This window comes from Corynebacterium sp. H130 (assembly GCF_037572395.1).
GTDB lineage: Bacteria > Actinomycetota > Actinomycetes > Mycobacteriales > Mycobacteriaceae > Corynebacterium.
Map to the genome: position 1 here is coordinate 647,958 of NZ_JBBHLA010000001.1, position 21,140 is coordinate 669,097.

The 21,140-nt window shown below is 59.7% G+C and carries 19 protein-coding genes and 1 pseudogene; 8 read left to right on the forward strand and 12 right to left on the reverse strand.

Annotation, left to right across the window (positions count from 1 at the left end; genetic code table 11):
- Positions 1-5: 5 nt before the first annotated feature.
- From WG939_RS03210 to WG939_RS03240, 7 genes are all read right to left on the reverse strand, one after another.
- Positions 6-836 carry an HpcH/HpaI aldolase/citrate lyase family protein gene (locus tag WG939_RS03210; protein WP_339982400.1) on the reverse strand — a complete coding sequence of 277 codons (831 nt, stop codon included), beginning with the start codon at positions 834-836 and terminating at the stop codon, positions 6-8.
- A complete protein-coding gene (locus WG939_RS03215) occupies positions 833-1,315 on the reverse strand; it encodes a MaoC family dehydratase (protein ID WP_339982402.1) in 483 nt (160 codons plus the stop codon). Before WG939_RS03215 ends, WG939_RS03210 begins: the two co-directional genes overlap by 4 nt.
- The gene (locus WG939_RS03220) at positions 1,316-2,473 is read right to left on the reverse strand and encodes an acyl-CoA dehydrogenase family protein (RefSeq protein WP_339982405.1); all 1,158 of its coding nucleotides are present in this window, start codon (positions 2,471-2,473) and stop codon (positions 1,316-1,318) included.
- Positions 2,466-4,448: an acetyl/propionyl/methylcrotonyl-CoA carboxylase subunit alpha gene (locus tag WG939_RS03225; protein WP_339982407.1), complete on the reverse strand. Its 1,983-nt coding sequence runs from the start codon at positions 4,446-4,448 to the stop codon at positions 2,466-2,468. Before WG939_RS03225 ends, WG939_RS03220 begins: the two co-directional genes overlap by 8 nt.
- Positions 4,449-4,456: 8 nt before the next feature.
- Positions 4,457-6,031, reverse strand: coding sequence for a carboxyl transferase domain-containing protein (locus WG939_RS03230; protein ID WP_339982409.1), 1,575 nt, complete (start codon positions 6,029-6,031; stop codon positions 4,457-4,459).
- 284 nt (positions 6,032-6,315) lie between these two features.
- The gene (locus tag WG939_RS03235) at positions 6,316-6,909 is read right to left on the reverse strand and encodes a TetR/AcrR family transcriptional regulator (protein WP_339982411.1); all 594 of its coding nucleotides are present in this window, start codon (positions 6,907-6,909) and stop codon (positions 6,316-6,318) included.
- Complete coding sequence (locus tag WG939_RS03240) at positions 6,896-7,735, reverse strand: HpcH/HpaI aldolase/citrate lyase family protein (protein ID WP_339982413.1); 840 nt, start codon at positions 7,733-7,735, stop codon at positions 6,896-6,898. Before WG939_RS03240 ends, WG939_RS03235 begins: the two co-directional genes overlap by 14 nt.
- A gap of 161 nt (positions 7,736-7,896) precedes the next feature.
- On the opposite strand from WG939_RS03240, the gene WG939_RS03245 reads away from it, so the two are divergent.
- The 4 genes and pseudogenes from WG939_RS03245 to WG939_RS03255 form a co-directional block, all read left to right on the forward strand.
- Positions 7,897-8,082, forward strand: coding sequence for a hypothetical protein (locus WG939_RS03245; RefSeq protein WP_339982416.1), 186 nt, complete (start codon positions 7,897-7,899; stop codon positions 8,080-8,082).
- Positions 8,083-9,711, forward strand: a complete 1,629-nt coding sequence (locus WG939_RS03250) for an FAD-dependent oxidoreductase (protein ID WP_339982418.1) — start codon at positions 8,083-8,085, stop codon at positions 9,709-9,711.
- A gap of 32 nt (positions 9,712-9,743) precedes the next feature.
- Positions 9,744-10,166: an RDD family protein gene (locus WG939_RS12035; RefSeq protein WP_445227856.1), complete on the forward strand. Its 423-nt coding sequence runs from the start codon at positions 9,744-9,746 to the stop codon at positions 10,164-10,166.
- Between the two features lie 28 nt (positions 10,167-10,194).
- Positions 10,195-10,575: pseudogene (locus tag WG939_RS03255) on the forward strand (RDD family protein); the annotation flags it as partial.
- Positions 10,576-10,600: 25 nt separating this feature from the next.
- Here the strand turns inward: WG939_RS03255 and purH are convergent.
- The 3 genes from purH to WG939_RS03270 are packed head-to-tail and all read right to left on the reverse strand — an operon-like array spanning position 10,601 to position 14,026.
- Positions 10,601-12,133: a bifunctional phosphoribosylaminoimidazolecarboxamide formyltransferase/IMP cyclohydrolase gene (purH, locus tag WG939_RS03260; RefSeq protein ID WP_339982420.1), complete on the reverse strand. Its 1,533-nt coding sequence runs from the start codon at positions 12,131-12,133 to the stop codon at positions 10,601-10,603.
- Positions 12,134-12,177: 44 nt separating this feature from the next.
- Positions 12,178-12,756, reverse strand: coding sequence for a phosphoribosylglycinamide formyltransferase (gene purN, locus WG939_RS03265; protein ID WP_339982423.1), 579 nt, complete (start codon positions 12,754-12,756; stop codon positions 12,178-12,180).
- The gene (locus tag WG939_RS03270; protein WP_339982425.1) at positions 12,737-14,026 is read right to left on the reverse strand and encodes a cell division protein PerM; all 1,290 of its coding nucleotides are present in this window, start codon (positions 14,024-14,026) and stop codon (positions 12,737-12,739) included. The genes purN and WG939_RS03270 overlap by 20 nt, the downstream gene beginning before the upstream one ends.
- A gap of 470 nt (positions 14,027-14,496) precedes the next feature.
- On the opposite strand from WG939_RS03270, the gene WG939_RS03275 reads away from it, so the two are divergent.
- Positions 14,497-15,219, forward strand: coding sequence for a M23 family metallopeptidase (locus tag WG939_RS03275; protein WP_339982428.1), 723 nt, complete (start codon positions 14,497-14,499; stop codon positions 15,217-15,219).
- 87 nt (positions 15,220-15,306) lie between these two features.
- On the opposite strand, the gene pcrA is transcribed toward WG939_RS03275, so the two are convergent.
- Positions 15,307-17,682, reverse strand: a complete 2,376-nt coding sequence (pcrA, locus tag WG939_RS03280; RefSeq protein ID WP_339982431.1) for a DNA helicase PcrA — start codon at positions 17,680-17,682, stop codon at positions 15,307-15,309.
- 58 nt (positions 17,683-17,740) lie between these two features.
- Between pcrA and WG939_RS03285 the strand changes: the two genes are divergently transcribed.
- The 3 genes from WG939_RS03285 (at position 17,741) to WG939_RS03295 (ending at position 20,677) form a co-directional block, all read left to right on the forward strand.
- Entirely contained in the window at positions 17,741-18,037 is a 297-nt protein-coding gene (locus WG939_RS03285) for a chorismate mutase (RefSeq protein WP_339982433.1), read from the forward strand.
- 74 nt (positions 18,038-18,111) lie between these two features.
- The gene (gene pgi / locus WG939_RS03290; RefSeq protein WP_339982436.1) at positions 18,112-19,746 is read left to right on the forward strand and encodes a glucose-6-phosphate isomerase; all 1,635 of its coding nucleotides are present in this window, start codon (positions 18,112-18,114) and stop codon (positions 19,744-19,746) included.
- Between the two features lie 304 nt (positions 19,747-20,050).
- Entirely contained in the window at positions 20,051-20,677 is a 627-nt protein-coding gene (locus tag WG939_RS03295) for a DedA family protein (RefSeq protein ID WP_339982438.1), read from the forward strand.
- A 29-nt stretch (positions 20,678-20,706) separates the two neighbouring features.
- Here the strand turns inward: WG939_RS03295 and WG939_RS03300 are convergent, their stop codons facing one another.
- The gene (locus WG939_RS03300) at positions 20,707-21,120 is read right to left on the reverse strand and encodes a YccF domain-containing protein (protein ID WP_339982441.1); all 414 of its coding nucleotides are present in this window, start codon (positions 21,118-21,120) and stop codon (positions 20,707-20,709) included.
- Positions 21,121-21,140: the final 20 nt, after the last annotated feature.

Below are 21,140 nucleotides of genomic sequence, written 5' to 3' on the forward strand. Positions count from 1 at the left end.
GACGGTTAACTTTCTGTGCGTACTCGGCTAAGGATTGCGTGTGCTTGTCTAAACAGCGGTTCGTCGACCATGCGTCCCTCAAAAGAGAAGGCGCCGGTGTTGGTTTCGGCTTCCTTGAGCAGGCGCCGAGCCCAGTCAATCTTTTCCGGGGAAGGCCGGTACGCTTCCCTGATCACGTCGACCTGCGAGGGGTGGATGCAGACCGTCGCGGAATACCCCAGGGCCGCGGCGTCTTCGGCTTCTGCCTTCAACCCCTCTTTGTTTGGGATATCGATGTACACCGAATCCAACGCTGCCTTGCCATAAGCGGCTGCGGCGAGCTGTACCTGCGCGCGGGCGTGCTTGGCGACGCCGCGGTAGCTGCCATCCGGGAACCGCGACGCGGAGCCCGACAGGCCAGCCACCAGGTCTTCTGCGCCCCAGAACACTGCGACTACATTGCTTGCGGCTGCTACTTCTTCGCTTCGAAGGACGCCCAACGGGGTTTCAATGAGGGCGATGACCTGTGCTTCCGGGATCACAGCGGTGACTGCTGCGGCGTCGGCTGCGCTTTCAGCCTTGGGCACCATAATCTGGGTGAACTTCGTTCGGGCAACGACAGTTAGGTCTTGGGCACCATCGGCCGACAACGGCGGGTTGATACGAACAATTACCTTCTCCGGAGGCAGTGTGCAGGCTTCGATTGCTTGGCGCGCGGCTGCCCGGTTAGCAGGCTGGCAGCCGTCCTCCAGGTCGAGGATCACCATATCCGCACGTTCCGTCGCCTTGGCAAAGCGATCTTCCCTATCAGCCGGGGTGAAGAGGATTGCAGGTCCGAGAGGAGTCCACATACTCATGACTGCCCCTCGGGGTCGCACTGCACCAGGGTTTTACGCACCGCCTTGCAGACAATGTCACCGTGCTGGTTCCTGCCAATGTGCTCCAGCTCCACGATGCCCTGACCGGGGCGGGACTTGGACAGGCGCTTGGAACGGCAAACGGTTTCCGCGTAGAGGGTATCGCCGTGGAACATCGGCTTCGGGAAGGAGATTTCATCAAAACCGAGGTTCGCCACGATCGTGCCGAGGGTGAGCTGGCCGACGGAGAGACCGACCACGGTGGACAGGGTCCACATGGAGTTCACCAAACGCTCGCCTCCGAAGCCTGGCTGTTGCGAGGACCAGTGGGCGTCGAGATGCAGTGGCTGCGTGTTCATGGTGAGGGTGGTGAAGACGACGTCGTCGGCTTCGGTGACGGTGCGACCGGGTCGGTGCAGGTAGCGGGCGCCTTCTTCGTACTCCTCGAACCAGAGTCCGCGTTGAATGATGTCGGTCATTTACAGCCCCAATCCGCGCGCGATCAGCATGAGCTGAACTTCCGAAGTGCCTTCGCCGATCTCCAGGATCTTGGAGTCGCGGTAGTGACGTGCCACGCGGTACTCGTTCATGAAGCCATAGCCACCGTGGATCTGGGTGGCGTCGCGGGCATTGTCCATGGCTGCCTCGGAGGACACGAGCTTGGCGATGTACGCCTCCTTGCGGAAATCTAGGCCTTTCGCCATGCGGGCAGCCGCCGCCATCCAGGCCAGGCGCGCGGTGTGGGCGCGGGCCTCCATGCGGGCGATTTTGAAAGAAATCGCCTGGTACTCGCCGATCGCCCGGCCCATCGAGGTGCGCTCCTTGGCGTACTTCACGGACTCGTCCACGCAGCCCTGGGCCGCACCGGTAGCGAGTGCAGCGATGGCCACGCGGCCCTCGGCCAGGATGGAGAGGAAGTTGGCGAAGCCTCGGCCGCGCTCGCCGAGCAGATTCTCCTGTGGCACGCGGCAATCGGTGAAGGTCAGCGGGTGGGTATCGGAAGCGTTCCAACCGACCTTGTCGTAGGCAGGCTCGGCCACGAAGCCTGGGGTATCGGTCGGCACGATGATGGTGGAGATTTCCTTCTTGCCGTCCTTTTCACCGGTGACTGCCGTCACCGTGTTCAGCGAGGTAATCGATGTGCCGGAGTTGGTGATGAACTGCTTGGAGCCGTTGATCACAAAGTCCGAGCCGTCCTCGACGGCAGTGGTGCGGGTGGCACCGGCGTCAGAGCCCGCACCGGGTTCGGTGAGGCCGAAGCCAGCGAGCTTGGTGCCAGCAGTGAGCTCTGGCAGCCACTTCTCCTTCTGGGCATCATTGCCGAAGTGGAAGATCGGCATTGCGCCCAGGCCAACGCCCGCTTCCAGGGTGATCGCGACGGACTGGTCCACGCGCGCAAGCTCTTCGAGGGCGATGCCGAAGGAGAGGTAGTCGCCACCCATGCCGCCGACCTCTTCTGGGAAGGGCAGGCCAAACAGACCCATCTCTGCCATGCCGGACACCACCTCATAAGGGAAGGTGTGGTCCTTGTCGTGCTGGTAGGACACCGGCTCGACTACTTCGTTGGCGAACTCGCGCACCACGTTCTGAAGCTCGCGGTACTCTTCTGGCAGATCGGCGATGTTGATGTCAGTCATTGTTTTCGTCCTGTTCTGGGTTAACGGTTGCTAGAAGTTTTCCGGCCGGGACTTGTTCTCCCGGCTGGGCGTGGAAGGTCACGGTGCCGGCAACGGCGGCGCGCAGGGTGTGCTCCATCTTCATGGCCTCCACCACAAGGACGGCATCTCCGACCTGTACTGATGCGCCGTCGGCGACCGAGTGCGATACCACGGTGCCCGGCATCGGAGAGACCAGTTCCGTGTCACCGACTTGGTCGCTATCTGAGGCTGAACGAACGGCGTCGGCACGACGGAGTTCGAAGGCTCCGTGTGGACCGACGACCACCACTTGCGCGAAGTTAGGAGCAAGCTCCTCCAGCGACCACCGCGCAGACGAACCGTCGATGGTCACGCGCCAGTTGTTTCCGACCTGGTGAATGGTGGCGGACACGGATGCTAGCTCGCCTTCTCCCACGGTGACGGTGGCGTCGGTAGGCGAACCAGCGACGGTGATCAGGGTCTCCCCAAACCGGATGGCTTGTGCGGCGGTGCGGCCTGGGCGCCAGCCATCGGGGATGGCCCATGCGTTGCAGGGCTTGGTCGGCCAGCGGGTGGCGAGCCACATCATGGCTGCAGCGACCAGTGCGTCCGTAGGTACCCGCGTTGGAACGTAATCGCCGGCCACGCGATCGAGCAGGCCGGTGTCCAAATCTCCCGCAGCAACCTCCGGCACCTGCATGAGGTAGCGGCAGAAGTCAGTGTTGACGGTGACACCTGCGACAACGGTCTCGGCGAGTGCCTTGTCCAGCTTCGCCAGCGCCTCTGCCCTATCCGCGCCATGAACGATGACCTTCATTAGCATCGGGTCGTATAGAGAGGAAATCTCAGAGCCGTCGGTAATGCCGGAATCGACGCGCACCCCGGCTGGTACGTGGACTGCGGTGACGCGGCCGCCCGTCGGCAAGAAGCCCTGAGCTGGGTCTTCGGCGTAGATGCGTGCCTCGATGGCGTGTCCAGTGAGCTCGATGTCGCTTTGGGAAACAGGCAGCTCCTCTCCACGCGCGACCGCGAGCTGCAACGCCACCAGATCGTGCCCGGTCACTTCCTCGGTGACCGGGTGCTCGACCTGGAGACGGGTGTTCATCTCCATGAAGTAGAACTTCTCCGGCTGCTTGGACGGCACGATGAATTCGACCGTGCCTGCGCCGACATAGCCGACCGACCGTGCAGCATCGCACGCTGCTGCTCCGATGAGCTCACGAGTTCGCTCATCGAGCAGAGGCGATGGCGCTTCCTCAATCACCTTCTGGTGACGACGCTGCAACGAACACTCGCGCTCCCCCAGGTGGATGACGTTGCCGTGCGAATCGGCCATGACCTGCACCTCGATGTGGCGCGGAGTGTCCACGAAGTGCTCGAGGAAGAGGGTGTCATCGCCGAACGCGCCCGCTGCTTCTCGACGTGCAGTGGCCAGCGCCTCCGGTAGATCTTCAATTCGCTCAACGCGGTGCATGCCCTTGCCACCACCGCCCGCGGAAGGCTTGATCAAGACCGGGAAGCCGATGCCGGGAGCTGCGTCGATGATCTCTTGGTCGGACAGCCCTGGCCGGGAGATACCCGGGACGGTCGGCACATTGCGGGCCTCGACGGCGGCACGAGCAGAGATTTTGTCGCCCATGGTCTCGATCGCGCTGGCGGGCGGGCCGATGAACACGATGCCGTTATCGGCGCAGGCCTGCGCGAACTCGGCGTTCTCGGAAAGGAAACCATAGCCCGGGTGGATAGCCTGGGCGCCACTGCGCTTGGCTGCGTCGATGATCTTTTCGATCACCAGGTAGGACTCGCGAGCGGGAGCTGGCCCAATGTGGATGGCGATGTCAGCGTCACGCACGTGGGGCGCATCGGCGTCGGCATCGGAGTACACAGCGACTGAGGTGATGCATTGCTCTTTCAGGGTGCGGATGACGCGGCAAGCAATTTCGCCACGATTGGCAACTAATACGGTGTCGATCATGATTTCTCCTACATCCGGAAGACGCCGAAGCTGGTCTCTGGCAGTGGGGATCCGGCTGCCACGTCGAGCGCAAGGCCGAGAATCCGGCGGGTATCGGCTGGGTCGATCACGCCGTCGTCCCACATTCGGGCGGTTGAGTAATACGGGTCGGATTGGCGCTCGAATTGTTCGCGAATCGGCCTCTCGAACTCTTCCTGTTCCTCCGCCGACCAAGTTCCACCGCCGCGCTCGATTTGGTTGCGGCGCACGGTGGACATGGTCATCGCGGCCTGTGGCCCGCCCATCACGGAGATGCGGGCATTCGGCCACATCCACAGGAACCGCGGGCTGTAGGCACGGCCACACATTGAGTAATTGCCAGCACCGAAGGCACCGCCGATGACCACGGTGAACTTCGGCACGCGGGCCGTGGCGACGGCATTGACCATCTTCGCGCCATGCTTCGCGATGCCACCTGCCTCATACTCCCGCCCCACCATGAAACCGGTGGTGTTCTGAAGGAAGATGAGCGGGATGCCACGCTGGTCGCACAGCTCGATAAAGTGGGCGCCCTTCTGCGCTGCCTCACTCATGAGGATGCCGTTGTTGGCGATGATTCCGACCCGGTGGCCAAAAATACGTGCAAAGGCGGTGACGAGAGTGGTGCCGTACTCGGCCTTGAATTCCTGGTACTGACCGCCGTCGGAGATGATCTCGATGACTTCGCGCACGTCGTATGGGATCTTCGCATCGACGGGAACGACGTCATAAAGGTCGGTTTGTGGCCGGGTCGGATCGACAACCGCGGCGACGTCCCACTCTGGCTGCCTATCTTGTGGGAAGGTGTCGACAATCTTGCGAACGCGGTGCAGGGCATCGGCATCGTCCAGAGCCAGGTGATCCGTCACTCCGGAGGTTTTGGAGTGCAGATCGCCGCCGCCGAGGTCCTCTGGGGTGACGTCCTCGCCCGTAGCTGCCTTCACCAGTGGCGGGCCAGCCAGGAAGATCGTGCCCTGTTCCTTGACGATCACCGCTTCGTCGGACATCGCAGGAACGTAAGCGCCACCGGCGGTGCAGGAGCCAAGAACAGCGGAGATTTGCGGGATTCCGGCTGCAGACATGCGGGCCTGGTTGAAGAAGATGCGACCGAAGTGATCGCGGTCCGGGAAGACCTCGTCTTGATTCAGCAGCATGGCACCACCGGAATCCACCAGGTAGATGCACGGCAGCCGGTTATCGGCGGCGATTTCTTGGGCGCGGAGGTGCTTCTTCACCGTCATCGGGTAGTAGGTGCCACCGGAGACCGTCGCATCGTTGGCAACGATCATGCAGCGCCTCCCCTGCACCAAGCCGATGCCAGCGACAGCACCAGCCGCGGGAACTTTGCCACCGTACATGTCATGCGCTGCGAGTGGAGCTACCTCCAGGAAGGGGCTGCCTGGATCCAGCAGTTCTTGGATGCGCTGGCGGGGCAGGAGCTTACCGCGACTGACATGGCGTTCGCGGGCCTTTTCGGAACCGCCTTCAGCGGCAGTAGAGACGAATTCACGCAGCTCAGAAACAAGTTCCTCGTGGCGCTGGCGATTCGTTTGAGGTGCTGTCATGGGTTCGCTCCACACTCCTTTAGTTAATGACGATTAACTTAAAGTTAGGCTACCCAGTTATGTGATCCGCGACACTAAAACACGGTTGTTAATTCTGCATCACAATTCTTTGCAAGACTCCACAGATTAAAAAAGGGCGCTATCCACGCCCTTTACTCAAGGGCACGGAGTGACCCACGTCACCCCTTGTGAATACCCCTGGAAGACACTGTCCGAAACTCGGGTTTCTACCGGAAAAGGGGCGATGTTAGGCCCAAATCAGTCATGAACCCGAGTTTCGGCAATCAATCCGTCAGCAGCGCGGCCACCGCCATGCGGTACGTCTGATCCCGAACCAGATCCTCCCCCGCCCAGTGAATGACATAGCGCACCGAGTTGATCAGTCCCGCAGCAAGCTGAACCCGCAACCTGGCCGCCTCGCGCCCCAAGTCCGGCCGACAATCGAGCAAAACATCTGTCCACATGCGCAAATAGGTCAGCTGCAATGAGCGCACCTTCTTCAGCGCATCAGGCTCCAGATTGTGGATCTCGCGCCCCTGCACACGAATGATGTCCGGCTCAGTCGAGGCGAATTCCACGTGCCTCATGACCAGCGCACGCATGAGATCCTCCGGATTCTCAGAACCAGATTCCTCATGAGCAGAGATGGCAGCGCGCGCGCCGTCGACAAGCCTGATCGAGATGTCGACCAGCAACATCTCCAGCAGCTCGTCTTTGCTTTTGAAGTGCCGAAGCACGCCGGGGCCGGAAATACCCACCTCGGCGCCAACGTCACTGAGCCGGGTTTGATGGAAACCACGCTGCGCCATGATGCGGGCAGCTGCGTTGAGCAGCTCTTGGCGACGCTGCGCTTTGGCCAGCTCCCTAGCTGTCGGCACGCGCCACCACCCGCTTCGCCTGCAAAATCAGCGGTGCGTCAATCATTTCCCCATCAAGCTTGAATGCGCCGGGGAATTTCGCAGCCTCCGCCACAACCCGGCGCGCCCACTCGAGATGTTCAGGAGTTGGGGCAAATGCTCGGCGCACCACGTCGATTTGCAGCGGATGAATACATGCGAAGCCAATGAAGCCGGAGCGCGCCGCATCGACAGCCTCGAGAAACAGCCCTTCTTCGTCTCGAAAATCGGCGTGAACTGCGTCGATGACGAATTTCCCATGCGCGGCGGCATGAATATGCATGAGTGAGCGCGTCAGCGCCATGGTGTCTCGGTACGGGCCTGGTCGGGTTGCTGGCGCCCCCTCATCGAGCTGCAGGCGCGAGTGCGTCCCGCCCAAAAGAACCGTGAGATCCTCAGCACCCCAGAACATGCCAACGACGTCCGGATGCGCGGCAAGTTCAGGCAGCTTCACGACGGCCTGCGGCGTCTCCACCATTGCAATAACCTTCAGCCCGGCCAGTTCCTCGGGGATGCGGTCGACTATTTTCGGGACCATGACCAAGCCAAATGGGGTGGTTCGCACGAACTCAACATCGGAAGGAAAGTGTTCGGATTCAGGGCCCACAACACGAACGATCGTCTTGGCTGGATCTAGTCCACACTCGGCGATGTTGCGATACGCCTCTTGGCGGTCGATGTCGCCCGCACCGTCCTCGAGATCGAGAATCACCATATCGGCTTTGGCAGCAGCTTTGGGAATAATGTCGGCGCGACCGGCCGGGGCAAAAAGGATGGCGGGACCGGCAATGAGGTGGTCAAACTGCATGGGCTAACTCCTGTTAATCTCGGTTTACTCAAGGATAAGGCACAACATCGATAGTTGCGGGTGCCCCCGTTTGGAATAGCCCCGCTCACTTTGAGGTTCTTCTAAGTGAACCTGGTGGGACAATGGAGTCACCACCTTGGATGACCTCAAAGGAGTTAATCATGTGTCGTGCAGTAGCTTGCCCAAAGTGCAACAAGACCACCTGGACCGGATGCGGTAGTCACGTCGATCAGGTCATGGCCGGCATCGCAGCCGCCAACCGCTGCAAGTGCAATCCGCAAACCACCGCTGAGGCTCGCGCCGCTCAGCCAGTCGGTTTCCTGGGCAAGCTATTCGGGGGTCGCTAAATGACACGCACCATCATCGTTGGCGGCGTCGCTGGTGGCATGTCCACCGCCACTCGCCTGCGCCGCAATGACGAAGCCCGCGAGATCATCGTTTTCGAGCGCTCGGGCTACGTTTCCTTCGCCAATTGTGGCCTCCCCTACCACCTGGGCGGTGTCATCGAAAGCCGCGATGCGCTGCTCCTGCAAACACCAGCGTCACTGAAGGAACGCTTCAACATCGACGTCCGCGTCCGTCACGAGGTCATCTCGATCGACACCACTTCGAATAGCGTCGTCGTCCGCAATCTGGAGACCGGCACCGAAAGCACCGAGCTTTTCGACGACCTTGTCCTCGCGCCCGGCGCCCAGCCCTTCGTCCCTCCAATCCCAGGAATCGAGCGCGCAGGAGCTCTGCGGACCGTGGAAGACCTCGATCACCTGAAGTCACTGGTGACCGAAGATGTCAATACCGCCGTCGTTATCGGTGGTGGCTTTATCGGTGTTGAGGTTGCGGAAAATTTGGCGCACCGCGGACTCAAAGTAACGCTGGTCGAGGCCACACCACAGATCATGGCTCCCTTCGACCCTGAGATTGCGATCCTGCTGCAGCGCCAACTTCAAGCAAACGGCATCGATGTACGCACAAATGCCGTGGTCACCTCCATCGGCCCTACAACGGTCGAAACCAAGGAAGAGCAGTTCCCTGCCGACATGGTGGTCGCCGCGATCGGCGTGCGCCCAGATGCCGCGTTCATCTCCGAGGCAGGCATCGCCACGGCCAAATCCGGCCACATCCTGGTGGACGAGCACGGCCGAACCAACGTGCCAAACATCTACGCCCTCGGCGACGCCGTGATGAAGCGCGACTTCCTCGACAGCTCCGACAACCCGCTACCGCTGGCACAGAATGCGAATCGCCACGGCCGCGTGATCGCGGATGTGATTGCAGGCCGTCCAGTAACTACCAAGCCTGTCTACGGCACGTCCATCATCGGCGCTTTCGGCTTCACCGTCGCAGGCACCGGTTGGAATGAAAAGCGTCTGCGCGCCGCTGGTCGCGACTATCGTGCCATCCACACCCATCCGATCAACCATGCTGGCTACTACCCTGGGGCGGAGCAGATGACGATCAAGCTGCTGGTAGACCCGACAACCGATCAGATCCTGGGTGCCCAGGCTGCGGGCCGGGCGGGCGTCGATAAGCGCATTGACGTCATCCTCACCGCCATGACAGGCGGCCTGACCGCGTCCGACCTCGCCGACCTTGAGCTCGCATACGCTCCGCAGTTCGGCATGGCCAAGGACCCGGTTGCGCTGATCGGCATGGTTAATGACAACATTGTCGCTGGCGAAAAGACGATCCAGTGGCACGAGCTCGCCGATTCTGCGTTGCCACTCATCGACGTCCGAAGCCCTGGCGAATACTCCGATGCCCCGATCCCCGGCGCGGTGAACATTCCAGTGGATGATCTACGGACACGCATCGACGAGGTGCGTGCCCTTGCCGGCGACGGCCCTGTTGTTGTTCACTGCCGAGTCGGCCTGCGCGGACACATCGCGGTACGAATTCTCGCTGGACTTGGCGTCGAAGCGATCAACCTTGATGGTGGCTATCTCACGTGGGAGGCTGGCATCGCGTCGCAGCGATAGTTGAAAATTCTTATCATTGTTATAGTGGCTACATGACCGCCTCAAGGACCTCTCGATTCCTAGCCCTGCTTATCGATTCCATCGTGTGCGCGGTCGTGTCGAGCTTGATTCACTACGTGGTGACGTTGCCAACCCACACGTTTGCATCCCCAACCCCAATTGGTGGAGCTGTGCTCGGAGTGTACAAGATTGCCTGCGAACTCAGTGTCGGACGCACCTTGGGTCATTGGTCACTCAGCATCAAACCCGAGTACAACAAGCCCGCTTGGTGGCGGGTCTGGCTTCGCAATAGTTGGTACATAATCCCGCTGGCAGGATGGCTAATATGGCCCGAAACCTGGGCCGATTCCTTTGATTCCTTCCAGTTAGTTGTGGGACTGAGCTTGCTCTTTTCCAATTCCAAACGACATTTAGGAGATCTCGTGTCCGGCTGCCGGATGGTAAAGAAGTGGTAGATGAACATCTTTTTTTAATCGTGGCGTTGGCTATGCCCTCGATTCGCTCGTCATTGGTGGCTCACTCAGCCTGCTGGCACTAGCAATGGGCAGAGAAACAGACTATCTGGCCTACGCAACACCCGCGTTTTACGCCTACAAAGTCGTGTGCGAAACGGTTTTCGGCACCACGGCAGGAAAATACGGACTGACAGTTCAGCCAAAGAAATACCAGCCACTAGTCACCGCGCTCATCCGAAATAGCTGGCTGCTCCTGCCGTTTGTGCTCAGCTTCGGGGTGGAGTTCGCAGGCCGGATTCTCGGTTCGGTTATTGTGCTCGTGGTGGTCGTTTCTATGGCCGCTGACAAGCAATCTCGGTCAATTTTTGACCGCCTTGCCCAGGCAGAGGTCATGAAAAAAGCCCCTTAAAAAAGGGGCTGATTTCAAGCAGTTCCTAGTGAGAGAAGTGGCGCACGCCAGTGACGTACATGGTCACGCCGGCCTTCTCTGCTGCCTCGAAAACCTCAGCGTCGCGGATGGATCCACCAGGCTGCACAACAGCCTTCACACCAGCGTTGATCAGCACCTCAAGGCCGTCAGCGAATGGGAAGAAAGCATCGGAGGCTGCGTAGGAGCCACGTGCGCGCTCCTCACCGTCGGCAAGGGTGTTCGCGCGCTCGACAGCCAGGCGTGCGGAGTCAACGCGGTTAACCTGGCCCATGCCGACGCCTACAGCAGCCCCATCCTTGGTCAGGATGATGGCGTTGGACTTGACGGCGCGAACAGAGCGCCAAGCGAACTCGAGCTCAGCGAGTTCCTCGGCGGACAGTGCCTCGCCGGAGACGAGCTGCCAGTTTTCTGGCTTGTCGCCTTCTGCCTGGTAGAGGTCTGGCTCCTGTACGAGGATGCCACCGGAGATGAACTTCTTCTCCTCAGTTGGGGCTTCGTACTCGGCAACCAAGATGCGCAGGTTCTTCTTGGTCTTCAGGATCTCGACTGCCTCGTCCTCGAAGGAAGGCGCGAGGATAACTTCAGTGAAGATGTCCTTGACCTGGTTGGCCATCTCGGCAGTGACCTCACGGTTTACCGCGATAACGCCACCGAAGGCAGACACTGGGTCGCAAGCGTGAGCCTTGAGGTGAGCATCAGCGATAGACACCTCGGACACTGCAACGCCACAAGGGTTAGCGTGCTTGATGATCGCAACACATGGACGCTCGTGGTCCCACGCAGCGCGCCAGGCAGCTTCAGCGTCCTGGTAGTTGTTGTAGGACATTTCCTTGCCGTGCAGCTGCTTGGCGTTTGCCAGGCCCTTGGAGCCAATGCGAGTGACGGTGGCGGACTGGTGAGCGTTCTCGCCGTAGCGCAGCGTGGTGGTGGTTTCAGTCTCGGAAAGCTGGGAGACGAACCACTCGGAAACTGCCGCGTCGTAGGAAGCGGTGTGGAGGAAGGCATCGCGGGCAAGCTCGCGGCGCTCCTGCAGAGTGAAGCCACCCTTGCCGAGGGTCTCGATGACGGTGCCGTAGCGCGCTGGATCGACGACGATTGCCACGGAAGGGTGGTTCTTCGCTGCTGCGCGAACCATGGAAGGGCCTCCGATGTCGATCTGCTCAACACAGCCATCAAAGTCAGCGCCGGAGGCGACGGTCTCGCGGAATGGGTAAAGGTTGACTACTACCAGCTGAAAAGCCTCAATGCCCAGCTCAGCGAGCTGGTTGAGGTGATCTTCCTTGCGGGTGTCAGCGAGGATGCCAGCGTGCACGCGTGGGTGCAGGGTCTTAACGCGGCCCTCCAGGCACTCCGGGAACTGCGTGAGCTGCTCAACCGGGGTGACCGGGATTCCCAGGTCAGCGATCTTTGCTGCTGTAGAGCCGGTGGAGACGATTTCCACGCCGGCTTCGTTCAGTGCACGCGCGAGGTCCTCGAGGCCGGTCTTGTCGTAGACCGACACGAGGGCGCGCTTGATGTCCTTGCGATCTTCACTCATGGTGAGCAGCCCTTTCCCAAATTTTCAGTTGACCGGTATTGATACTATTGCGCAGCTAGTGGATCTGACGAATTGAGCACCTTGACGATCAATTCTCGCTCGGCGACCTTGATCCGTTCGTGCAGGGTTTCCTCGGTATCACCGAGTTCCACAGGTACCGGAACTTGAGCGATGATGGCACCTGTATCTACACCCGCATCTACAACGTGCACCGTTGAACCCGTAACCCGGACGCCTGCATCCAAGGCGTCCCGGACCGCGTGCGCGCCCTTAAACGAAGGCAGAAGGGCGGGGTGCGTGTTGATGATCCGACCGCCATAAACTTCCAGCACGATCGGAGAAATGATGCGCATGAACCCGGCAGAAACAACCAAGTCTGGATTCATGCCGGAAATCGCTGCAAGCAGGTCTTTATTCCATACTTCGCGATCACTGTAGTCCTTATATATAACAGCACCACACGCCACACCATTTTCTTCTGCAACTTTCATTGCGCGGCATTCGCGGTCGACGATAATTCCGACCACTTCATAGCCTTCGCCAGCACCGCGAATGATCGATTCCGCCAAAGAGCCCGTCCCCGAGGCAAGAATGACCACTTTCCTAGTCGTCGTCTTTGCCATTACGTTCCTCCTCCTGCTCGGTCTCTTCTTCCACTTCTTCTTCAGAAGCATCCTCTTCAGGTGCCTCCCCTTCAGAAGCTTCCTCTTCTTCCACTTCTTCTTCAGAAGCCTGCTCTTCCGGTGTTTCTTCTTCCATTGCTTCCTCAGAGACTTCCTCAGAGGTTTCTTCTTCAGCGACCTCTTCGGATTCATCCTCTATGTCGTCGACAAGCTCCGCGTCATGGCGGGAGTCCATAACCCAACCAACGCCAGCAATCGCCAGCCCAACACCCCAGAGCCAAACTGGCGCCGTGACCAGCGCGAGCCACCAAACAGGGCCGATAACTCCGTAGCCTCCGAGCCGACCAGTGGCGAAAGCGATCACGATGAGCGCAATGACGAGCGACCACGCACCAATAAGGCCCGCGTCACGGAAGGGGCGGTCGGCACCGCGGAGGTAACGGAATTCAACGAAGGCTGCCAGCACGAGTGGGATTAGCAGGAACAGCCACGCATAGGACCACATCGAACCAGGCACCGCGGCAAGAATCGGCAGCGGAGGCAATGGAACCAAGTACGAGCCGAACAAACTGACACTGCCATCGCCAATGGCGAATTCGCCACCAGCTAGCACCATGACGATCGCGATGAGCAGGTTGGGCAGGTACACGATATTAAGAGCAGTGAGTCCCGCAGCGGATCCTGCGCCACCCATGCTTTGATAAAGCTCCCCCACGGTCTTTGCGTGCGTAGCCAGTAGTACGACGAGCACGACGAGCGCCGTCGCGAAGAAATAACCCCAGTACTTCAGCGCAACAACGGCCGTGTCAAACAGCGACAGGCCTCCTCCATATCGACGCTCCAGCGCGCGCCACAACCTAGGCCCCATACCGATAATCATGGCAAGCGAGTGGACGAGCAGCGTCCGCCCCGATGCCAACGCAACATTTGGTACCGCGACCGGCAGGACCGTGGAGGCGTCGAGCAGCATCGCTAGCGCAGTCAACGTCAGCAAGAGTGGGACGCCAAGAATGCACGCAATAAGAATAGTGAGATCCGCGAGCGAGACCTTTTCCTTCACCACGGAATACACACGCCAGGCAATTACCGCGATCACACCCATCGCCGGCAGTAGAGGCACGAACCCAAGTTCGGCATTCACGCTCGCGACGGGCGCAGCATTAGCCAGGAGCCACAGCTGAGCGATGCTCGCCGGCAGCGCCACGAAGCTGGAATTTGTGAGCAACAGTGCCGCCAAGGCCAGAATAATCAAGAATGAGACAATGATCACATTCGCGATTAACGACAGTGGGAGAAACTCCCGGAGGCGAGCCCGATTATTTGAACGGTCTGGGAGTGACGCCTTACCGGCTCGCACACGCTTACCGACGGCCGTAGCTGCACCATCACGTTTGCGACTGCGCACCCTTCGCGACGGACGCGCCTGTGGACTAGTGTTTTTACTCATCATCTCCACTGTGCCACGCTCCCCCACCCATGGCTGGAAAGGCGCTCCCTTCAGGGGCAAAATTTGCACTTTCTGACAATTTCCTGAGATACTACTTAACAAGTATTTATAAACACAATGACAGCGAACCCTCAACCCAAGGTTGAATCTTTTCCAATCAAGTGACAAAAAATTTACTGGATTGAATCATTTTCACTTGCCCCGGTTGTAACGAAGCGCTATCGTAATCTCTCGTTAGGTAACGAGACGGTCACAAAATATATGTTTTGTGAGTAACGATGGAAGAAGGCTACATGCAAAAGCGTGCAACGCGGGCGGGCGTCGGTCGCCACCGCAAGCAGAGCGTTTCGCCGACGACCAAAGGACGCGTCGCCCTCGTCGCAGTCGCAACCGGCGCAGCATCTACCGCAGGTGCTGGTGGAATTGCCGTAGCTGAAGCTACTAACCAGGAAGTACACGCTCAGCCAACCATTGAGCTCGCAGCAGACGCTGCCCCAGCACTTTCCAACGAAACCCCACAGATCCTTGCTATCTCCGAGTTCAAGCCAATGGCTAACCTGAACGAGCAGATCAACAAGGCGATCCAGTACAACCAGGAGCGCGTTGCAGCTGATCTCGCAGCCCGCGCACCAAAGGTTGCAAAGCCAGCTGAAGGTGCCTTCACCTCCGGCTTCGGCCCACGCTGGGGCACCATGCACAACGGCGTTGACATTGCGAACGCCGTCGGCACTCCAATCGTCGCCGTCATGGACGGCACCGTTCTCGAATCCGGCCCAGCCTCCGGCTACGGCAACTGGATCCGCATCCAGCACGAAGATGGCTCCGTCTCCATCTACGGCCACATGGAGACCCTGGACGTCGTAGCGGGCCAGAAGGTCACCGCCGGCCAGAAGATCGCGGGCATGGGCAGCCGTGGCTTCTCCACCGGTTCCCACCTGCACTTCGAGATCCACCCAGATGGCAAGACCCCAGTTGACCCAGCTGCGTGGCTCGCACAGCGCGGAATTAACCTCTAAGAGCTCATAAACGAAGAGAGGCTGTCTGATCAGACAGCCTCTCTTTTCACGTTTACTAGCAGCTACAAACCGCGTGGGACCGGAGAACTACAGCTTCTCCATCGGCACGCCACCGATAAGCATGAGGCGGACCGTTCCCGAGGAGCCGAAGTCGATAGTCACGGTCGCACGCGGCCCGACGCCGTCGACCGACAGCACCTTGCCAAGCCCGTACTTATCGTGGTTGACCCTATCCCCTGGCGCCAACTGCAAATCGTTATTGCGCTTCGGTGCCTTAGGCAGCGTTGACGGAGCAGCAGGCTTCTTCCACTCAGTTCTGGAGCTACCTTGGCGACCCCAACCGGATTCACCGCCGGATCCCCAGCCCATTCCGAAGGAGCTGGTCGGTTCCTCGCGCTTCCAATCCACCAAATGCGATGGGATCTCCCCCAAGAAGCGCGATGCCGGATTGGTGAGCGGATTACCCCAGGAGCTGCGGATCATCGCACGCGTGAGGTACAGGCGCTTGCGAGCACGAGTGATGCCCACGTAGGCCAGGCGTCGTTCTTCGGCGAGCTCTCGTGGGTCGCCAAGGGCTCGCAAGTGCGGGAACTGCCCATCTTCCCAACCGGTGACAAAAACGACCGGAAACTCAAGGCCCTTAGCCGTGTGCAGCGTCATGAGAGTGACGACGCCTTGATCGTTGTCTGGAATTTGGTCGGCGTCGGCAACCAGGGAGACGCGCTCCAGGAAGGCCTGCAGGGAGCCAATTTCCGGCTCACCATCGGCAACGGGTGCTTCATCAAGCGCCAACAGGTTAGCTGCTTCGGAGGAAAACTCATGGGCGATGGAAACAAGCTCGTTGAGGTTGTCCAAACGAGCGCCGTCCTGTGGGTCGTTTGAGGCCTCCAACTCGGCCTTGTAGCCAGTTACATCGAGGACCTGGGAGACCACCGCACCCAAATTAGGTACCTCAGACGTGTCCAAGGATGAACGCAGCGACGTCATCATTTCGTTGAACTTAGCCACGGCGTTTCGGCCACGGCCGCCGAGCAGGTTCACTTCGCCTTCGGCAGCGTCGATAAGCGCTTGTCCAAAGGTAACGCCGTGCTGCTGGGCGTGGACGCCGATGAAGGCGAGGGCGCGGTCGCCGATGCCGCGGCGCGGGGTGTTGATGATGCGGCGCAGCGACATTTCGTCATCAGGATTGTCGAGGACGCGCAGGTAGGCGACGATGTCGCGGATTTCCTTGCGCTCGTAGAAACGCGTGCCGCCGACCACCTTGTATGGAATGCCGGTGCGCATGAACACATCTTCCAGCGCGCGGGAGGCGTTGTTGGTGCGGTACATGACGGCGATGTCGCCGAAGTTCATGCCGTTATCCACGAGGCGGTCGATTTCGGAGGCGACGAAGCGAGCCTCGTCGTGCTCATTGTCGGCAACATAGCCGATGATTGGGTCGCCGTCCCCCAGAGCGGTCCACAGCTTCTTCTCGCGACGATTCTCGTTCTGCGCGATCACAGCGTTCGCAGCGGACAGGATCGTTTGGGTCGAGCGGTAATTCTGCTCCAGCAGGATCGTGCGCGCCTCCGGATAGTCCTTCTCAAACTCCTCGATATTACGGATCGTGGCGCCACGGAAGGCGTAAATGGACTGGTCAGCGTCACCAACCACAGCCAGTTCCGCGGGTGGCACCGCATGCGGATCATCAGACGGACGACCCACCAGCGTGGAGACCAACACATATTGAGCGTGGTTGGTGTCCTGGTACTCATCGATCAGCACGTGGCGGAAACGACGGCGGTAGTACTCAGCAATATCGGGGTGCGACTGCAGCAGATACACAACCTCGCCGATGAGGTCATCGAAGTCCACAGCGTTCGCCCCGCGCAGGCGACGCTGATACTCCGCGTACACCTTCGCCACGGTCTGAGCATAAGGATCCGCACCAGCCTCAGAGAGTGCCTCCTCCGGCCCCACCAGCTCATTCTTGTGATTCGAAATCGCATTGGCCAAACCGCGCGCAGTAAAACGCTTGGCGTCCAGATCGAAATCCTTCGCGATCATCGTGAGAAGTCGCTTCGAATCGTCACTGTCGTAAATGGTGAAGTTCGAGTTCAGGCCGTCGATAAGGCCCGCCTGCTGCCGCAAGATCCGCACGCACGTTGAGTGGAACGTCGACACCCACATCCGCTCCGCCTCGGGCCCCACCAGGTTCATCACGCGCTCGCGCATCTCCGCGGCCGCCTTGTTGGTGAAGGTAATCGCCAGGATCTGCCCCGGCTGCACGCCCTGAGTGAGCAAATGCGCGATGCGTCGCGTCAGCACAGCGGTCTTGCCGGAACCGGCGCCCGCAACGATGAGCAGCGGCACCCCCCGATGCTCCACCGCGGCCTGCTGCTGCGGGTTGAGGTCCATTAGCAGGTCAGCGCTGCTTATCGACGCCCTTCGGCCCCCAAACGGGCTGTCACCACTCACATTCATGTTCATAATGCCTATTAGCCTACTGGCCGGGTGACGCCAGGTGGCACAATAGTTACTCATGAGCGAACAACTTGATATTCGGATGCCTTCGGGCACAGATGACCCGCTGTCGGACGCGGAGATTCAAAAGTACCGGGAAGAAATCAACCGCCTCGATCAGGTCATTCTTGACGCCGTCAAGCGACGCACCGCCGTCTCTCAAGCCATCGGCCGCACTCGCATGGGCTCCGGCGGTACACGACTCGTCCACACCCGCGAAGTGGCAATCATCAACCACTTTCGGGACGAAATCGGCGAGGAAGGGCCCGCCCTAGCTGGTATTTTGCTGCGAATGGGGCGAGGCAAGCTCGGCTAGCACACGCGAACGCCCGCACCGAACTACTGTGGAGTGCAAGTTATACAACCTTAACTTTTGGGAGCATAAGCGCCATGGATATCACGAGCACCAACCAGTGGATTGAGCTTGAGAAGCAGTTCGAGAACTTCGAAGGCAAGACCCTTCGCGAACTGTTCGCCGCCGACCCAGCACGTGCAGACAAGCTGACCTTCGATGCAGCTGGCCTTCGCGTCGACCTGTCCAAGAACCTCGTGGACTCCGAAGTACTCGAGAGCCTCGTCGCGGTTGCAGAGGCAGCCGAACTCAAGGCCCGCACCGAGGACATGTTCACCGGCAAGCACCTCAACAACACCGAAGACCGCGCTGTCCTGCACACCGCACTTCGCATGCCAGTGGAGGGCTCCCTTGAGGTCGATGGCCAGGACGTGGCTGCTGACGTGCACGAAGTCCTTGGACGCATGCGTGACTTCGCCCGCGACCTCCGCTCCGGCGAATGGCTTGGCCACACTGGCCACACCATCAAGACCATCGTCAACATCGGCATCGGCGGCTCCGACCTCGGCCCAGCAATGGCAGTCAAGGCCCTGCGCCACTACGCAGTAGCCGGCATCAATGCCAAGTTCGTCTCCAACGTGGACCCAGCAGACATGGTCGCCACCCTCGACGAACTCGACCCACACTCCACCCTGTTCGTGATCGCTTCCAAGACCTTCACCACGCAGGAAACCCTCGCCAACGCACATGCTGCAAAGCGCTGGCTGCTCGAGCAGTTCGATGGCGACGAGTCCGCGATCGCCAAGCACTTCGTGGCAGTGTCGACCAATGCTGAAAAGGTCGCTGAGTTTGGCATCGACACCAAGAACATGTTCGGCTTCTGGGACTGGGTAGGCGGCCGCTACTCCGTTGACTCCGCCATCGGCCTATCCCTCATGGCAGTCATCGGCCCAATGGACTTCATGCGCTTCCTCGAAGGCTTCCACGCCATGGACCAGCACTTCCGCACCACCCCATTCGCTCAGAACGTTCCAGTGCTCATGGCACTTCTCGGAATCTGGTACTCCGACTTCTACGGCGCAGAAACCCACGCCGTGCTGCCATACTCCCAGGACCTGGCACGATTCCCTGCCTACCTGCAGCAGCTGACCATGGAATCCAACGGTAAGTCCGTCAAGCGCGACGGCACTGCAGTCGCCGCAGGCACCGGCGAAATCTACTGGGGCGAGCCAGGCACCAACGGCCAGCATGCATTCTTCCAGCTGATCCACCAGGGCACCCGCCTGGTACCAGCCGACTTCATCGGCTTCGCCTGCCCAAAGGAAGACCTGCCAACCGCTTCCGGCGACGGCTCCATGCACGATCTGCTGATGTCCAACTTCTTCGCACAAACCAAGGTGCTGGCCTTCGGCAAGACTGCAGAAGAGATCGAAGCAGAAGGCGTTGCTCCTGAGCTGGTGAACCACAAGGTCATGCCAGGCAACCGCCCAACCACCACTATCATGGCCGAAGAGCTCACCCCAGCAGTGCTCGGTGCACTCATCGCCCTCTACGAGCACATCACCTTTGTCCAGGGCATCATCTGGGACATCAACTCCTTCGACCAGTGGGGCGTTGAGCTCGGCAAGAAGCAAGCCGGCGATCTGCTGCCAGCCGTCACCGGCGCAGCCCCAGCTGAATCCGGCGACTCCTCTACCGACGCGCTGATCAACTGGTACCGCGCGCAGAAGTAGTTTTCGCTCGCAAATCCGGCCCGTCGACGTTCAGTTCGACGGGCTGCATTTTCTTGTTTTCTTGGGGTGGCGTACTCGAAATGTAGTACTACGACTTCCCCGCCATTGTTTTCGGAGAAAATCTGGCCTCGCCTGTAGTAGTACTACATCGCCAGTACGCCCGACGTCGCTCGCAGCACGAACTAAACCTCTAGCCAGCGCAGCAGACTCAGTAGGCGCTGCCTATCGGCAAGCGCTGGATGTTTCTGTTAGACTTTCGATCTACCTGCGCCAATAGGCCACTTCTGAACCAAAGGATTGTTTGTTGTCTTCTATCGTTGACTGGGTAGTTTCTCTCATGGCTACGCTCGGCGCCCCAGGCGTCGGCGTCGCGATTCTTCTGGAGAATCTGTTCCCACCGATTCCTTCCGAGGTCGTTCTTCCGCTGGCTGGTTTCACTGCTGCGCAAGGCAAGATGAACGTGTACTTAGCGTTCGTGTTCGCCACAATTGGTTCCGTGGTCGGCGCCTACATTTTGTATTGGGTGGGCGCAGCCGTTGGCGCTGAGCGCCTCCGCAAGATTGCGGACTGGATGTGGTTGACCACTCGTGAAGACGTCGATAAGTCCCTGCACTGGTTCGATAAGTACGGCACCTGGTCGATTCTGATCGGCCGCCTGATTCCTGGTATTCGGTCCCTGATTTCGATTCCTGCTGGTATTGACCGCATGAATCTGTTGCAGTTCGGCTTGTACACCACCCTGGGTTCGGCAGTGTGGAACGCTATTCTCGTGGCCCTGGGCTACTGGTTGGGCGACCGCTACACCATCGTCGCCGACGTCATCGACAAGTATTCCAACGTGGTCTATGCCATCGTCGGCATTGCGCTGGTCTGGCTGTTCGTGCACCTGGTTCGCCGCGACATCAAATCCAAGCGAGCTGCAGAACAATAGGAAAACCCCGCCTCGGCGGGGTTTTCGTTTTACATCTTCACCATCGGTTCGTAGCCATACGGGATAGCGTCGGAGCTGACAACTTTCTTGCCGAATGGGAAGCACGTCACCGGGATCATCTTAATGTTGGCCCACGCCAGCGGAAGACCGATAATCGTGACTGCTTGAGCGGCAGCCGTCGTCACGTGCCCAATCGCCAGCCAGAGGCCAGCGACCAGGAACCAAATCACGTTGGAGATCGCGCCCATCGCGCTGTCACCGCCGACCGGCTGCACCACCGTGCGACCGAACGGCCACAAAATGTAATTTGCGATGCGGAAACTAGCCACACCTGCCGGAATAGTCACGACAAATAGGCACGCAATAACGCCGGCCACCCAGTAGCTCAGTGCCAACCAAATGCCACCGGTGATCACCCAAATAATGTTCAGAATCGTCTTCATGACTCAAGCATAACTAGGAT

Excerpts from the sequence above, each read along its gene's own strand:
- WG939_RS03210 (WP_339982400.1), bottom strand. The coding sequence starts at position 836 with ATGAGTATGTGGACTCCTCTCGGACCTGCAATCCTCTTCACCCCGGCT.
- WG939_RS03215 (WP_339982402.1), bottom strand. The coding sequence starts at position 1,315 with ATGACCGACATCATTCAACGCGGACTCTGGTTCGAGGAGTACGAAGAA.
- WG939_RS03220 (WP_339982405.1), bottom strand. The coding sequence starts at position 2,473 with ATGACTGACATCAACATCGCCGATCTGCCAGAAGAGTACCGCGAGCTT.
- WG939_RS03225 (WP_339982407.1), bottom strand. The coding sequence starts at position 4,448 with ATGATCGACACCGTATTAGTTGCCAATCGTGGCGAAATTGCTTGCCGC.
- WG939_RS03230 (WP_339982409.1), bottom strand. The coding sequence starts at position 6,031 with ATGACAGCACCTCAAACGAATCGCCAGCGCCACGAGGAACTTGTTTCT.
- WG939_RS03240 (WP_339982413.1), bottom strand. The coding sequence starts at position 7,735 with ATGCAGTTTGACCACCTCATTGCCGGTCCCGCCATCCTTTTTGCCCCG.
- WG939_RS03245 (WP_339982416.1), top strand. The coding sequence starts at position 7,897 with ATGTGTCGTGCAGTAGCTTGCCCAAAGTGCAACAAGACCACCTGGACC.
- WG939_RS03250 (WP_339982418.1), top strand. The coding sequence starts at position 8,083 with ATGACACGCACCATCATCGTTGGCGGCGTCGCTGGTGGCATGTCCACC.
- WG939_RS12035 (WP_445227856.1), top strand. The coding sequence starts at position 9,744 with ATGACCGCCTCAAGGACCTCTCGATTCCTAGCCCTGCTTATCGATTCC.
- purH (WP_339982420.1), bottom strand. The coding sequence starts at position 12,133 with ATGAGTGAAGATCGCAAGGACATCAAGCGCGCCCTCGTGTCGGTCTAC.
- purN (WP_339982423.1), bottom strand. The coding sequence starts at position 12,756 with ATGGCAAAGACGACGACTAGGAAAGTGGTCATTCTTGCCTCGGGGACG.
- WG939_RS03275 (WP_339982428.1), top strand. The coding sequence starts at position 14,497 with ATGCAAAAGCGTGCAACGCGGGCGGGCGTCGGTCGCCACCGCAAGCAG.
- pcrA (WP_339982431.1), bottom strand. The coding sequence starts at position 17,682 with ATGAATGTGAGTGGTGACAGCCCGTTTGGGGGCCGAAGGGCGTCGATA.
- WG939_RS03285 (WP_339982433.1), top strand. The coding sequence starts at position 17,741 with ATGAGCGAACAACTTGATATTCGGATGCCTTCGGGCACAGATGACCCG.
- pgi (WP_339982436.1), top strand. The coding sequence starts at position 18,112 with ATGGATATCACGAGCACCAACCAGTGGATTGAGCTTGAGAAGCAGTTC.
- WG939_RS03300 (WP_339982441.1), bottom strand. The coding sequence starts at position 21,120 with ATGAAGACGATTCTGAACATTATTTGGGTGATCACCGGTGGCATTTGG.